Genomic DNA, 14,157 nt, shown 5'->3' with positions numbered 1-14,157 from the left:
TCGGCGCGATGGAGTGAACACCCGACCGGTTCGGCGATGGTCGATCGCAGAGGCGAGCCTGATAATGTGGCCCGCGCCTGTCGAACTTCTCCACTACGCACAGTTAGGGCCTGCCGACCCCATGATTGTCGACATAATGCTGCCGTACTACGGAAGCGTGCCCCTCATGCAGGCGGCAGTACGCAGCGTGATGGCGCAGAGTGACCCTGGTTGGCGCCTCACCGTGGTCGACGACGGCACCGAGCCGGGGGTGCCCGAGTGGTTCGCCGGCATCGACGACGAGCGGGTCCGCTACCAGCGCAACGAGCGCAATCTTGGGATCACCGTCAACTACCGCAAGTGTGTCGGTCTCGCCGAGCACGAGTACATGGTGATGATGGGCACGGACGACATCATGCACCCCAACTACGTCGCCACAGTGCGATCGGTGATCGAGCAGTACCCGGGCGTCGGGATGGTCCAGCCGGGGGTCGAGGTCATCGACGCGGACGGCACGGTGGTCAACACGATCGTCGACGAGGCCAAGCGGCGGCTCTACGCCCCCCGGATCGACTCTCGCGAGTTGATGGGAGGTGAGGACCTGGCGGCCAGCCTGCTGCGCGGCTGCTGGTTCTACTTCCCGTCGATCTGTTGGCGGACGGACGCGCTCAAGGCCGTCGACTTCCGCGAAGAGTTCCAGGTCATCCAGGACCTGGCTCTGGTGATCGACCTGATCCAGCGCGGGGAGCAGATGGCGGTCGACAACACCCTCTGCTTCCAGTACCGGCGGCACGCGGTCAGCAAGTCCGCCGCCGACGCGGTCAACGGCTCCCGGTTCACCGAGGCGCGGGCGTTCTTCATCGATGTCGCCCGCCGGATGGACGAGCAGGGCTGGCCCCGGGCGGCCCGGGCGGCCCGTCGCTACACCTCGTCGCGGCTGCACGCCATCACCATGCTGCCGACGGCGGTCCTCTCGGGCAAGATGGCCGGCGTACGCAGCCTGTCCCGGCACGCGTTCGGGCCGGGCCGATGAACGACGACAGCCAGGGAGACGCCATGACGGTCACGCCACGACGCCCGACGGAGGACGCAGGACAGGCACTGCGGGTGGTGGTGCTCGGCGGCACGGGCTTCCTCGGCCGTCCCATCTGCCGCGCGCTGGCCGACCAGGGCCACGCCGTGGTCGCCGTCGCGCGCAGCCCGAAGACCATCGGCTCGGGCGTGGTGGTCCGCGCACTGGACCTGGCCGCCGCCGACGTCGACGAGATCACCGCGGTGCTGCGTGACCTCGACCCGGACGTGGTGATCAACGCGGCGGGCGGCATGTGGGGGCTGAGCGAGGCGCAGATGCTCGCGGTCAACGTCACCCTGGTCGAGCGACTCACGGAGGCCGTGGGTCGACTGCCGCGGCGGGCCCGGGTGGTCCAGATCGGCAGTGTGCACGAGTACGGGCTGGTCCCGGTCGACACCTCGATGACCGAGCAGATGACCCCCGCGCCGGTGATGCCGTACGGCGAGTTCAAGCTGCGCTGCACCGCGGCGATCACGGAGGCGCACCGGCAGGGCCGGATCGAGGGCGTCACGCTGCGGGTCGGCAACGTCATCGGCGCCGGCCAGCCCGGGCACAGCCTGCTCGGGGTGGTCGCGGGCCGCCTGCGCGAGGCCCAGCGGTCCGGTGGGCGGGCACGGCTGGAGCTGGCACCGCTCGGTTCCCGACGCGATTTCATCGGCATCAGCGACGTGGTCGCCGCCGTGCTGCTGGCCGCGACCCGGCCCGACGCCGCCGGCCGCGTGATCAACATCGGTCGAGGGGTGGCGTCCAGTGCGCGTGATATGGTCCGGCTCCTCATCGACGTGAGTGAGGTGCCGACCGACCTCGTCGAGGCCGAGGACACCGGCCCCGCCGAGACCAAGTGGCAGCGCCTCGACGTCGGGCTGGCCGCCGAGGTGCTCGGCTGGTCCCCGAGCGATGATCTGCACACCGAGATGAAGCAGCTGTGGGAGCACGCCGGCGCCGAGGTGCCCGCCTGATGGTCGAGAGGTTCCTGACCGCATGACTACCCCCGCCCTCGTCCGCTCCCGTGGCACGCTTGCCGACCTGCTCTCCGGCCGCAGCAACGGCATCGGGCTCATCCGGCTCCTGCTCGCCGTCGGCGTCGTGCTCTCGCACTCCAAGCCCCTCGGCTTCGGTGCTCACGACCTCGGCTATTACCTGACCGGTCGGCAGACCAACGTCGGCACCATGGCCGTCTACGGATTCTTCGTGCTCTCCGGTCTGCTGATCACCCGCAGCGCCCGGCGTACCGGTCTGATCCGCTACGCCTGGCACCGGGCCCTGCGCATCTTCCCCGGTCTCTGGGTCTGTCTGCTGGTCAGCGCGCTGGTGATCGCCCCGCTGGTCGCGCTGCGCGAGCACGGCACCATCGCCGGCTTCTTCGACAACCCCTGGGACCAGGGCGGCCCGCTGGCCTACCTGCAGGCCAACTGGTGGACCGGCGTCCGTCAGTACGGCGTCCGGGACCTGTTCACGGAGACCACCCCGTGGGGTGAGAAGGTCAACTACAGCGTCTTCAACGGCGCGCTGTGGTCGCTGAAGTACGAGATGTTCTGCTACGTCGTGGTGGGCGTGCTGGCGGTGACCGCGGTGCTGCGCAACGCCCGCCGGTTCGTGCTGTTCCTGACCGTCGCGCTCTACCTGAGCATCCTGCACGACTGGGTGACCTCCGGGCACTTCAGCGGCCCGGCGTCGACGGCTAGTTGGAGCTTCACCTCGCCCCTGGTCGGCGGGATGACCTTCTACTACATCGTCTACCTGGGCTTCCTCTTCGCCGCCGGGGCGACGATGGACCTCTACCGGGAGCGGGTGCCGATCAACGACGCGCTGGGCATCGGCTCGGCGGTGGCGCTCGGGTTGTCGCTGCTCTTCGGTGGCTTCTTCGCCATCGGGCTGCCCGCGTTCGCGTACCTGCTGGTCTGGCTGTCGGTGCGGATGCCGCGGCAGCTGCACTGGGTGGGTCGCAAGAACGACTACTCGTACGGCATCTACATCTACGGCTTCGTCTTCCAGCAGGTGATGACGAGCCTGGGCTGGAGCCGCTGGGGGTACGTGCCGTTCGCGGCGATGTCGGTCGCGGTCGCCTTCGCCGCCGCGTTCCTCTCCTGGAAGCTGGTCGAGCGGCCGGCGCTGCGGTTGAAGGACTGGACGCCGGGCTTCGTGGCCCGCCGGTCGTCGCAGCGGGTGCCGGCCGAGCAGCAGAGCGCGGTGGCCGAGGAGCCACCCGGGACACCGCCGGCGCAGGTCGGTGGCCCGACGCAGGAGTTGCCGCAGCAGCCCGCCACGCTGGTCTCCGGCCGGTAGCGGTCAACCACGCTGGTCGCCCTCCGCCACTTCCTGGCGGAGGGCGACTGCGTGGACGTGGTCCGTTTCGGGACAGCGACGCGACACCTCGATGGGCGACAATGTCCGTCAAGGGCGGCCAGGGGCCCCTAGACAAGGGGTGCAGCCACGATGACAGTCGTTCGAGGTCTGCGGGAAGCGCTGCTGCTGCTGGTCATCGCCGTGGCGGTCGCCGCGCTCGCGGCCGGGGTCTGGGTCTGGCTCGGCGGCGGCGCGTACACCGTCCGTCTGGGAATGGGCCTGATGGTGGTGGGCGCGCTGCTCGGCGTGACCGGTGACCTCACGCTGAGCCGGATCGGCACGATGGAGGCCCGTGCCGTGTTCGGGAGCGGGCCGGAACTCGAGGCGGCCGGCGGCGGGCGAGTGCTCACCGGTGTCGGCATCTTTCTCTTCGTCGGGCTGCCGCTGATCCTGCTCGGCGTCCTGCTGGTCAGCTGACCGGCGTCGTACCCTCAGGGGCATGGCGACGGCGGCAGAGGAGATCCAGGTGGGGGAGCGGCTGGTCCGCGTCTCCAGCCCCGACAAGCCGTACTTCCCGGAGCGTGGGCTGACCAAGCTGGACGTGGTCCGCTACTTCCTGGCGGTGGGTGACGGCATCCTGCGCGCGCTGCGGGACCGGCCGACGATGCTGGAACGCTGGCCGCGGGGTGTCTTCGAAGGTGCGACGATCGCCACCCGGCAGACCAACCGGGGCGACGCGTTCTATCAGAAGCGACTGCCGGCGGGCGCGCCCGAGTGGGTGCGCACCGCGCACATCACCTTCCCCAGCGGTCGTACCGCCGACGAGGTCGCACCGAGTGAGTTGGCCGTGGTGATCTGGGCGGCGAACCTGGGCACCCTTCGTTTCCACCCGTGGCCGGTCACCGCCGCCGACGTGGAACGACCCGACCAGCTGCGCATCGACCTCGACCCGATGCCCGGCGTCGGTTTCGAGCAGGTGGTGCCGGTCGCCCGCGAGGTGCGGGCGTTCCTCGCCGAGCTGGGCCTGACCGGCTACCCGAAGACCACCGGCGGGCGGGGCCTGCACATCTACCTGTCGATCGAGCCGCGGTGGAGCTTCGGCGACTGCCGTCGGGCGGTGCTCGCACTGGGCCGGGAGATGCAGCGCCGGCTGCCGGAGCTGGTCACCACCACCTGGTGGCGCGACCAGCGGGACCGGCCGGTCTTCGTCGACTACAACCAGATGTCACGGGACCACACGATGGCGTCGGCGTACTCGATCCGGCCCACGCCCAGAGCCCTGGTGTCGACGCCACTGGAGTGGGCGGAGCTGGACGACGCCCGACCGGAGGACTTCGACGTGCTGTCCGTGCCGGCCCGCTTCGCCGAGCGCGGCGACCCGCACGCCGGCCTGGACGGTGACCGGCACTCGCTGGAGCCGCTGCTGGAGTTGGCCGACCGGGACGGGCTGGAAGCCCCGCCCGAACGGTGACCGGCCAGGCCTACCGCCAGGGGCTCTGCGTCCCGCCGAACTCCTCGAAGACGAGCCACGAACGCGTCGACAGCACCCCGGCGATGCGCTGCACCCGGTCCAGCACCACGTCGCGCAGCGCGGCGTTGTCCGGGGCGCGGACCAGGGCCAGCACGTCGTGTTCGCCGCTGAGCAACGCGACGTGCTCGACGTAACGGACTCGGGCCAGCTCGGCCGACACCTCCCGCCAGGTGTTCTGTTCGATCGTCAACGCCATGTACGCCGAGGTGCCCAGCCCGGCCGCCTCGGGCGCCACGTGGGCATGGAAGCCGGTGATCACCCCGTCGCGCACCAGCCGCTCCACCCGCGCGTACGCGTTGGTGCGGGAAATGTGGATCCGCTCGGCGAGGGTGCGTACCGACGTTCGACCGTCACGGACCAGCTCGTCGAGGATCCGCCGGTCCACCTCGTCGAGAGCTCGGGCCGATCGTCCCGATCCCGCTGCCCGGCCCGCTTCGTCGGCGGTCTCCTGGCTCACAGACGAATCCTCCGCATACCAATCGTCCCGCCTTCCGCGTGGATCTTGAGTCAATCATCCGACAAGCGGAAGCATAGGCTCACCACACGTCCCAGGAGGTTCCGCCGTGACGACCACTCCCCAGGCGGTCCGCAGGGCATCCCCGCGCACCCGTCGGGCGGCCACCCCGCCCGACCCGGCGCGCCCGCTGCTGCCGGACGCCGAGCCGGTCCGCCTGCTCGACAAGAGCGGCACCCCGCTGCCCGCCCGTACCGACTACCCCGAGCCACCCGTCGAGGTGCTGCGCGAGCTGTACCGCCGGATGGTGCTCGGCCGCCGATTCGACACCCAGGCGACCGCCCTGACCAAGCAGGGCCGCCTGGCCGTCTACCCGTCCTCGCGGGGCCAGGAGGCGTGCCAGGTCGGCGCGGTGCTCGCGGTCCGTGACACCGACTGGGTCTTCCCCACCTACCGTGAATCGATGGCTCTGGTTGCCCGGGGCATCGATCCGGTCGAGGTGCTCACCCTGCTGCGCGGCGACTGGCACTGCGGCTACGACCCGACCGAGGTACGGACGGCACCGCAGTGCACCCCGCTCGCCACCCAGTGCGTGCACGCCGCAGGGCTGGCGCACGGCGAGGCGTACCAGGGGCGCGACACCGTGGCCCTGGCCTTCATCGGCGACGGCGCGACCAGCGAGGGCGACTTCCACGAGGGGATCAACTTCGCCGCCGTGTTCAAGGCGCCGGTGGTCTACTTCGTGCAGAACAACCGCTACGCCATCAGCGTCCCGCTGTCGCGGCAGACCGCCGCGCCGTCGCTGGCGTACAAGGGCGTCGGCTACGGCGTGCCCAGCGAGCAGGTCGACGGCAACGACCCGGTGGCGGTGCTCGCCGTGCTCACCCGCGCGGTCGAGCACGCCCGGGCCGGCAAGGGGCCGTTCCTGGTCGAGGCACACACCTACCGGATGGAGCCGCACACCAACGCCGACGACGCCACTCGCTATCGCGACGGCGCCGAGGTCGACGCCTGGCGTGACCGGGACCCGATCGCCCGGTTGGAGACCTACCTGCGGGCCCGCGGGGCACTCGACGACGCGGCCGTCGCCGAGGTCGCCGAGCAGGCCGAGGCGTACGCGGCGGACCTGCGGACGCGGATGAACGACCAGCCCACCGTCGACCCGCTGAGCCTCTTCGACCACGTCTACGCCCAGCCCACCCCGCAACTGATCGAACAACGCGAGCAGGTCCGCGCCGAGCTGGCCGCCGCCCGCGACGAGGAGGGTGACGCCTGATGGCCACCACCATGGCCAAGGCGCTCAACGCCGCGCTGGCCGATGCCCTCGCCGCCGACGACCGGGTCGTCGTCTTCGGAGAGGACGTCGGCGCGCTCGGCGGCGTCTTCCGGATCACCGACGGCCTGCAGGCCCGGTTCGGCGAAGACCGCTGCTTCGACACCCCCCTCGCCGAGGCCGGCATCGTCGGCTTCGCCGTCGGTCTGGCCATGTCCGGCCTGCGACCGGTGGTCGAGATGCAGTTCGACGCGTTCGCGTACCCGGCGTTCGAGCAGATCGCCTCGCACGTGGCGAAGCTGCGCAACCGCACCCGGGGCAAGCTCAGCGTGCCCATCGTCATCCGGGTGCCGTACGCCGGTGGGATCGGCGGGGTCGAGCACCACTGCGACTCGTCCGAGGCGTACTACGCGCACACCCCCGGGTTGAAGGTGGTCACCCCGGCGACCGTCGAGGACGCGTACTCACTGCTGCGCGAGGCGATCGACGACCCCGACCCGGTGGTCTTCATGGAGCCCAAGAAGCTCTACTTCGGCAGCGCCGAGGCGGCCCTGCCGACGCGGACCGAGCCGTTCGGACGGGCCGTCGTGCGCCGCCCGGGACGTGACGCCACCCTGGTGGCGTACGGGCCGGCGGTGCCGGTCGCGCTGGAGGCCGCCGAGGCCGCCCGCGAGGAGGGCTGGGACCTGGAGGTCGTCGACGTCCGCACCATCGTGCCGTTCGACGACGAGACCATCGTCGCCTCGGTCCGGCGTACCGGCCGGTGTGTGGTGATCCAGGAGGCGCAGGGCTTCGCGGGGGTCGGCGCGGAGATCGCGGCCCGGGTGCAGGAGCGGTGCTTCCACGCGCTGCACGCGCCGGTGCTGCGGGTCGCCGGGCTGGACATCCCGTACCCGGCGCCGATGCTGGAGCACACCCACCTGCCCGGCGTGGACCGGGTCCTCGACGCGGTGGCCCGGTTGCAGTGGGACGACCAGCCGGACCCGCGCTGGGCGGCGCAGGGCAGCGCGGCATGACCACCGTCGAACGGAAGCAGGTCTTCCTCCTGCCCGACCTGGGTGAGGGGCTGAGCGAGGCCGAGATCGTCGAGTGGCGGGTCGCGGTGGGCGACGTGGTCACGGTCGACCAGAGCGTGGTCGAGGTGGAGACCGCCAAGGCGGTCGTCGACGTGCCCTGCCCGTACGCCGGCCGGGTTGTGACCCTGCACGGCGCGGCCGGTGAGGTACGCCCGGTCGGCCAGCCGTTGATCACCATCGCGCCGCTGGACGGTGGTGACGAGCCCGCCGGGCACGCCACCTACCGCGAGGAGGAGCGGGCCGGCTCCGGCAACGTCCTGATCGGGTACGGCACCGGGCACGGCAACACCAGCCGGCGTCGCCGCCGCCCCCGTCTTGTGCTGGCCCCCGAACCGACCGACGCCGGTCCGACCGGTGCGTCCGGTCCGACCGACGCCGGCCCGACTGGTGCGTCAGGCCCGAGTGCTGGCGGCGGCGCGGTTGCCGGCGGCGCACCCGGCGGGGGCGCCGCGACCAGCGACCCGGCGCGGCCGCCGACCGCCCTGGTCATCTCGCCGATCGTGCGGCGGCTGGCCCGGGAGCGCGGCGTCGACCTGGGCACGGTGCGGGGCACCGGGCCGGGTGGGGTGATCCGCCGCGCCGATGTGGAAGCGGTGCTGACTGTGCCCGCCGCGCGGCTCGCCGCCGTGCCGGACCCGCAGGCCGGACCGGCCCCGTCCACGGACGGCGATGTGATCATCCCGCTCACCGGTGTCCGCAAGGCGATCGCCGACAAGCTCTCCCGCAGCCGGCGGGAGATCCCGGAGGTAACCATCTGGGTCGACGTGGACGCCACCGGCCTGTTGGAGACCCGGGCCGCGATCAACGCGGCGACGCCCGACGCACCCGTGAGCATCCTGGCCCTGCTGGCCCGGATCTGCCTCAGCGGGCTGCGCCGGTTCCCGCAGCTCAACGCCCGGGTCGACACCGAGGCGCAGCAGATCGTCCAGTCCGCCGGGGTGCACCTCGGTATTGCCGCGCAGACCGACCGGGGTCTGCTCGTGCCGGTGCTGCGCGACGCCCAACGGCTCACCACCGCCGAGTTGGCCGCCGAACTGGCGGCGACCACCGCCGCCGCGCGGGCGGGCAGCCTGCCGCCGGCCCGGCTGACCGGCGGCACGTTCACGCTCAACAACTACGGGGTGTTCGGCGTGGACGGCTCCACGCCGATCATCAACCACCCCGAGGCGGCTCTGCTCGGGGTCGGACGGATCGTGGACAAGCCGTGGGTGGTCGACGGGCAGCTCGCCGTTCGCAAGGTGACCCAGCTCAGCCTCACCTTCGACCATCGGGTCTGCGACGGTGGGGTGGCCGGTGGCTTCCTGCGGCACGTCGCCGACTGCGTGGAGCGCCCAGCGCTGCTGATCGCCGCCGTCTGACGGCGTACCCCCGGCCCCGGCGTCGCCCGTGCGGCGCCGGGGCCGGCGCACGCCGCGCTGCCCCGACCCGGCGGCCACCGCCGTCGGGCCGGGGTTTCCCGGCGGCGTCATCAGGCCGGGGGTTTCCCGGCGGCGTCATCGGGCCGGGGGTTTCCCGGCGGCGTCATCGGGAAGTCGGCCCCGCCGAAGCGCACCGAACGCGTCGAAGGGAGCCGGCCTGTGGCTGTGGCGAACGAGATGCTGCTCAACTCGGTCCGGGTGCGACGGCCCGCCTCGGCCGGCGCGCCGCTCTACTGCGACGCCCTGGAGTACGGGCTGACCGGCGACGGCGCGACCAACGATCAGCCGGCGCTGGCCGCCCTCGTGGACCGGCTCGGCACCGGCTACGCCTCGGACGGGCGGGCTCGGGTCATCTACTGCCCGCCGGGCATCTACTCGATCCGCGACGCCGGCACGGTGTGGCGCAGCGGCGTGTCACTGGTCGGAGCCGGCCCGGCGGCGACCCGGTTCATGCTCAGCAACGAGGGCAACCGGGCCGACCCGACCCCGTTGGCCTTCTGGACGACCGTGCAGCACGGTGCCGACCGGGACCGGCACATCGCCGACTGCACCTTCTCCGACTTCCAGATCGACGGCTCCGGTGTGGCGATGGCCGAGTACAACTACCTGGCCAAGGGGCTCGGCCTCCAATACGTGGTGCGGGGCGTGTTCCGCAATCTCTACATCCACCACACCGCGGCCACCGGGCTGGGCTGCGACTTCCTGCAGGACTCGCTGATCGACGGGGTGGTGGTGGTCGGCTGTGGCCGACTCGACAACGGCGAGCAGATGGGCGGAGCCGGCATCGGGGTCGGCATCGGCGGCTGGGGCTCCGAGGAGCGGCTGACCATCGCCAACTGCACCGCGCTGGCCAACGGCACCAACGGGATCTTCCTGGAGCTGCAGAAGGACTACTGGCAACCCCCGCGCGGCTACCGCATCGTCGGTTGCCACAGCCAGGGCAACCGGTTCGGCATCTCCGACTGGGGCGCCGACGGGCTGATCGTCTCCGCCTGCACGATGACCAGCAACCTCGAGACCGGCTTCGACGTGTCGGCGCAGGGCACCTCGTCCGTGGCCGGCCGGGGTGGGCTGCTCACCGACTGCGTCATCGACGGCAACATGCGCGACGGCGTCAGAATCGGCAACAGCCCCGGCCCGTACACGGTCCGGGGCAACCGGATCAGCGGCAACGGTCGGCACGGCTATCACGCGCTCGACCTCGGGCGCGGCTACCAGGGCTCGATCCGCGACATCGTGATCGAGAGCAACGATTTCTGGGGCAACGGGCTCGACGCGGTCCGGATCGACCACCAGATGACCGACGCGGTGCTGCTCAACAACCGGATCCGTAACAACGGGCGGCAGTGCGCCGAGGGCGCCGGTGGCACCGGCGATGCCGTCCGCTACGGGGAGCGGTGCCTGGTGGACCGGTCGGCCAACTGGCCGCACGACGGGCACCGGGGCAAGGTCCTACGGGTCGGGCGAGCCGTCGCCGTGGTGGCCTCGAACACCGGCGACGAACTCACCCTCGCCCCGGTCCGCCCGGACGCGTTCAGCGCGTGGAGTGGGGACGTCCCGCCACCGGGATGCGGATACCAACTGTCCGACGCACCACAGCGGCGGGCCGGTATCACCATCGACGCGCCGTTCGACTCGGCCACCATCCGCGGTAACCGGATCTGGGACAGCCACGACGAACAGAGCCAGACACACGGGCTGTGGATCACCGAGCGTGGCAGTTGCGTGGACTGCCGGGTCGAGGACAACGACCTCGCCGGCAACGCCGACGACGGGATGCGGCTGGACACCCCGCCGGTGGGCGGACGCTGGCGTGACAACCACGTCGACAGCGACTGGAGCTGAGCGGCGGCGCCACCCGCGGCGGGCGCGACGACGAGCGGCGGCGACCGGAGTGATCCGGCCGCCGCCGCTGTCATCGTGAGTTGGTCAGCCGGCCAGGCCGGCCACCGGGGTCGGGTCCAGCACGACCGTGGCCGAGGCGGACTGCGGCGGCACGCCCGGCTCGGTCGGGGCGTCGGTGTACTCAGCGACGAAGACCGCGGTCAGGTTGTCCGCGCCGCTGTGCCCACCGTCCAGGAAGGTGGGAATGGTCCCGGAGCAACCCGTCGAGGTGGAGAGCGGGTGCCCGTGCTCGTCGTGCCCGAGCACGTAGGTGACCTTCACCCGGGAGCAGTCCACCGGCAGGTCGTCGGTGACCTTCACCTCGTACGCGACGGTCTGCCCGAACTGGAACGGCTGCCCAGCCACCGGGGCGACGAACTCGACGACCGGCGCGGTCGGCCCGACCACCAGCGGCAGGGATGCCGAGGCGGACCGTCCGGTGCGGTCGGTCACCTTCAGCGTCGGCGTGTACGAGCCGTTCTCCGGGAACGTCCAGGTCGCGTTCGGAGCGGTGCTGTCCACCGAACCGTCCGCGTTGAAGTCCCACGCGTAGCTGAGCTTGTCACCGTCCGGGTCGGTGGTGCCGGCGCTGGAGAACGCGACGGTCAGCGGGGCCTGCCCAACGGTCGGCGTGCCGCTGATCTTCGGGATCGGCGTCCGGTTGCCCCGGACGAAGTCGATCCGGGACAGCTGGGCGTCCGGGTTCTCGGCGAAGTAGCCGTCGCCGTACTCCAGCACGTAGAGCGCGCCGTCCGGGCCGAACTCCATGTCCATGGGGTTGTCCACCACCAGCGACGGCGCCACCGGACGGATGTCCGTCACGTCGCCGTCTTCGTCGAGGCGGAACTCCTTGATGTAGTCGCGGGACCACTCGTAGAACAGCGGCACCCCGTCGTAGTAGGCCGGCCAGCGGGTACGCGACGTGCTGGTCCCGTCGTAGTCGTACGCCGGGCCGCCCATCGGAGAGATGCCGCCGGTGCCCAGCTGCGGGAACTCGGCCGAAGGGGCGGCCGCGTACCAGACCTGCGGCTGCTCGACCGGCGGCAGCACGCGCTTGCCGGTGTTGTGCGGTGAGTCGTTGACCGGGCGCTTGCAGTTGAACTTGGCGCCGGACTCGCCGGTGGCGAAGTCGTAGTCGCGGTAGGCGATCGTCGGCGTCACGCAGTACGGCCAGCCGTAGTTCGCCGGCTTGTCGACGAGCATCCACCGGCCGTGCCCGGCCGGCCCGCGCTCCGGGTTCGGGTTGGAGGCGTCCGGGGAGTAGTCGCCCACGTACACGTTGTCGGTACGCCTGTCGACGGCGAACCGGAACGCGTTGCGCAGCCCCATCGCGTAGATCTCCGGACGGGTCTGCGCCGTGCCCGGCTTGAACAGGTTGCCGGCCGGCACCGTGTAACCGCCACCGGCTTTCACCTTGATGCGCAGCAGCTTGCCGCGCAGGTCGTTGGTGTTGGCCGCCGAGCGCTGGGCGTCGAACGCCGGGTGGCGGTCGGCCCGCTCGTCGATCGGGATGTAGCCGTCGGAGGCGAACGGGTTGGTGTCGTCACCGGTCGACAGGTACAGGTTGCCCAAGCTGTCGAAGTCGATCTGGCCGCCGACGTGGCAGCAGATGCCCCGGTCGGTCGGCACGTCGATGATCTGCTGCTCGCTGGCGAGGTTGAGCTTCATCCCGTCCAGCTTGAACCGGGACAGCCGCAGCGCGCCCTTGAACCGCTGCCAGTCCGCCTCGGTGCCGGTCTCCGGCGCGTCCCCCTCGTTGACGCCGGGGGTCGCCGGGTCGTCCACCGGCGTGTCCATGGGCGGCGAGTAGTAGAGGTAGACCCACTTGTTCTGGGCGAAGTTCGGGTCGATGGCGACCCCCTGGAGCCCTTCCTCGTCGTGCTCGTACACCGGGATGTCGGCGGCGAGGGTGTTCAGCCCGGTGCGCGGGTCGTGGATGCGGACCTCGCCGGTGCGGGAGGTGTGCAGCACCCGCAGGTCGGGCAGGACGGCGAGGCTCATCGGCTCGCCCGGGAAGTCGTTCAGTGTGACTTTCTGGAAGCTGCTGTCCGGCGGCGCGGCCGGCGCCGCAGCCGCCGCCGACGGTGGTACGGCCAGGCCGGCCGTCACCAGCAGCAGGGCGGACACGAATGCGGTCCTGTTCATCAGGTCGTCCCCCGAGGTGGTTTTCAGTACCGGAGTGAAGCGAGAAAGTCGAAGCCGACCCGGGCGGTGTCCAGGGCGTCGGCGGGGGAGCGTGGCGAGGTGCCCGCGTCGTCGCGCTCCACGATGTACTCCTCGATGCCGGCTTCCCGCTCGTGGGCGAAGATCCGGCCGAAGTCGATGACGCCGTCGCCGAGGTCGGCGAAACCACCCTCGACGTCGAGGTCCTTGACGTGCACCTGGCGGATCCGGCCGCGGTTGGCCCGGATCACGTCGATCGGGTCGTGCGCGCCCCGCCAGGTCCAGTAGAGGTCGAGCTCGAAGTGGACGAGCCGGGGGTCGGTCTGCGTGGTGAGGATGTCGAACCCGGTCGAGCCGCCGGTCAGCGGCACGAACTCGAGCTGGTGGTTGTGGTAACCGAAGTCGAGCCCTGCGCGTTCGGCGAGCCGACCGGCGCGGTTCAGGTCCCGGGCCAGGGCGCGGTAGACAGCGGGGTCCCGGATCGCCTGGCCGTTCGCGTCTCGACCGAAGTACGGGTGGACGATCTTCTTGCTGCCCAGGATGTTCGCGTCGGCGAGGGCGCGCTCCCAGGTGGCGTCGTCGAAGGGCTGTGGGATGCCGGTGTGCCCGGAGGTGGAGCGCAGGCCGGCCTCGTCGAGCGCGGCCCGGAACTGGGCGGCGGTACGTCCGACGAAACCGGCGTGCTCCACTCGCCGGTAGCCGATCCGGCGCAGCGCGTCCAGGGTGCCGGGCAGGTCGGCGGCGAGCTGATCGCGCAGCGTGTAGAGCTGGATGCTGATCCGGTCGACCGGCACCCGGCGCCGGCCCTGGGACTGCGCGACGGGCGCTGCGGTGGCCGGGCTGGCGAGCAGGCCGGCGGCGCCGACGGCGGCGGCCGAAACGGTAGCGGCACGCAGCACGCCACGCCGGCTGACCGGCTCGGACGTCAGTGCCAGCTCCGGTGGGTTGATCTGTTGATCCATGGTGGTGGTCCCTTCCTGACGGCAGGCACGCCGTCGGCGGCAGTCGATCTGGCTGCCGC

At 71.4% G+C, this 14,157-nt stretch carries 12 protein-coding genes; 9 read left to right on the top strand and 3 right to left on the bottom strand.

Features of this window, described 5'->3' with window-relative positions:
- Positions 1-64: 64 nt before the first annotated feature.
- The 5 genes from JOD64_RS32380 to JOD64_RS32360 all read left to right on the top strand — a co-directional run bounded on the left by JOD64_RS32380 (position 65) and on the right by JOD64_RS32360 (position 4,808).
- Positions 65-1,012: a glycosyltransferase family 2 protein gene (locus JOD64_RS32380; RefSeq protein WP_307813881.1), complete on the top strand. Its 948-nt coding sequence runs from the start codon at positions 65-67 to the stop codon at positions 1,010-1,012.
- Between the two features lie 23 nt (positions 1,013-1,035).
- Positions 1,036-2,010 carry an NAD-dependent epimerase/dehydratase family protein gene (locus JOD64_RS32375; protein WP_204945774.1) on the top strand — a complete coding sequence of 325 codons (975 nt, stop codon included), beginning with the start codon at positions 1,036-1,038 and terminating at the stop codon, positions 2,008-2,010.
- A 22-nt stretch (positions 2,011-2,032) separates the two neighbouring features.
- Positions 2,033-3,337: an acyltransferase family protein gene (locus JOD64_RS32370; protein ID WP_204945773.1), complete on the top strand. Its 1,305-nt coding sequence runs from the start codon at positions 2,033-2,035 to the stop codon at positions 3,335-3,337.
- Positions 3,338-3,487: 150 nt separating this feature from the next.
- A complete protein-coding gene (locus tag JOD64_RS32365; protein ID WP_204945771.1) occupies positions 3,488-3,814 on the top strand; it encodes a hypothetical protein in 327 nt (108 codons plus the stop codon).
- A 22-nt stretch (positions 3,815-3,836) separates the two neighbouring features.
- On the top strand, positions 3,837-4,808 hold the full coding sequence (locus JOD64_RS32360; RefSeq protein WP_204945770.1) for a DNA polymerase domain-containing protein: 972 nt from the start codon (positions 3,837-3,839) through the stop codon (positions 4,806-4,808).
- A gap of 10 nt (positions 4,809-4,818) precedes the next feature.
- On the opposite strand, the gene JOD64_RS32355 is transcribed toward JOD64_RS32360, so the two are convergent.
- Complete coding sequence (locus JOD64_RS32355) at positions 4,819-5,325, bottom strand: Lrp/AsnC family transcriptional regulator (RefSeq protein ID WP_204945768.1); 507 nt, start codon at positions 5,323-5,325, stop codon at positions 4,819-4,821.
- A gap of 106 nt (positions 5,326-5,431) precedes the next feature.
- Between JOD64_RS32355 and pdhA the strand changes: the two genes are divergently transcribed.
- The 4 genes from pdhA (at position 5,432) to JOD64_RS32335 (ending at position 10,934) form a co-directional block, all read left to right on the top strand.
- Positions 5,432-6,598 carry a pyruvate dehydrogenase (acetyl-transferring) E1 component subunit alpha gene (gene pdhA / locus JOD64_RS32350; protein ID WP_372434220.1) on the top strand — a complete coding sequence of 389 codons (1,167 nt, stop codon included), beginning with the start codon at positions 5,432-5,434 and terminating at the stop codon, positions 6,596-6,598.
- The gene (locus JOD64_RS32345) at positions 6,595-7,611 is read left to right on the top strand and encodes an alpha-ketoacid dehydrogenase subunit beta (RefSeq protein WP_204946365.1); all 1,017 of its coding nucleotides are present in this window, start codon (positions 6,595-6,597) and stop codon (positions 7,609-7,611) included. The genes pdhA and JOD64_RS32345 overlap by 4 nt, the downstream gene beginning before the upstream one ends.
- Positions 7,608-9,029 (top strand): dihydrolipoamide acetyltransferase family protein, encoded by a 1,422-nt coding sequence (locus JOD64_RS32340; protein ID WP_204945766.1) that lies wholly within the window; start codon positions 7,608-7,610, stop codon positions 9,027-9,029. Before JOD64_RS32345 ends, JOD64_RS32340 begins: the two co-directional genes overlap by 4 nt.
- A 237-nt stretch (positions 9,030-9,266) precedes the next feature.
- Entirely contained in the window at positions 9,267-10,934 is a 1,668-nt protein-coding gene (locus JOD64_RS32335) for a right-handed parallel beta-helix repeat-containing protein (protein WP_204946364.1), read from the top strand.
- Positions 10,935-11,018: 84 nt separating this feature from the next.
- Here JOD64_RS32335 and JOD64_RS32330 read toward each other — a convergent pair whose 3' ends face one another.
- Positions 11,019-13,118 carry a PQQ-dependent sugar dehydrogenase gene (locus JOD64_RS32330; protein ID WP_204945765.1) on the bottom strand — a complete coding sequence of 700 codons (2,100 nt, stop codon included), beginning with the start codon at positions 13,116-13,118 and terminating at the stop codon, positions 11,019-11,021.
- Positions 13,119-13,141: 23 nt separating this feature from the next.
- Positions 13,142-14,098 (bottom strand): sugar phosphate isomerase/epimerase family protein, encoded by a 957-nt coding sequence (locus tag JOD64_RS32325; RefSeq protein ID WP_204945764.1) that lies wholly within the window; start codon positions 14,096-14,098, stop codon positions 13,142-13,144.
- Between the last annotated feature and the right edge of the window lie 59 nt (positions 14,099-14,157).

Origin of the sequence: Micromonospora luteifusca (genome assembly GCF_016907275.1) — a bacterium.
Lineage (GTDB): Bacteria > Actinomycetota > Actinomycetes > Mycobacteriales > Micromonosporaceae > Micromonospora > Micromonospora luteifusca.
This window is presented reverse-complemented; position numbering and strand designations above follow the sequence as displayed.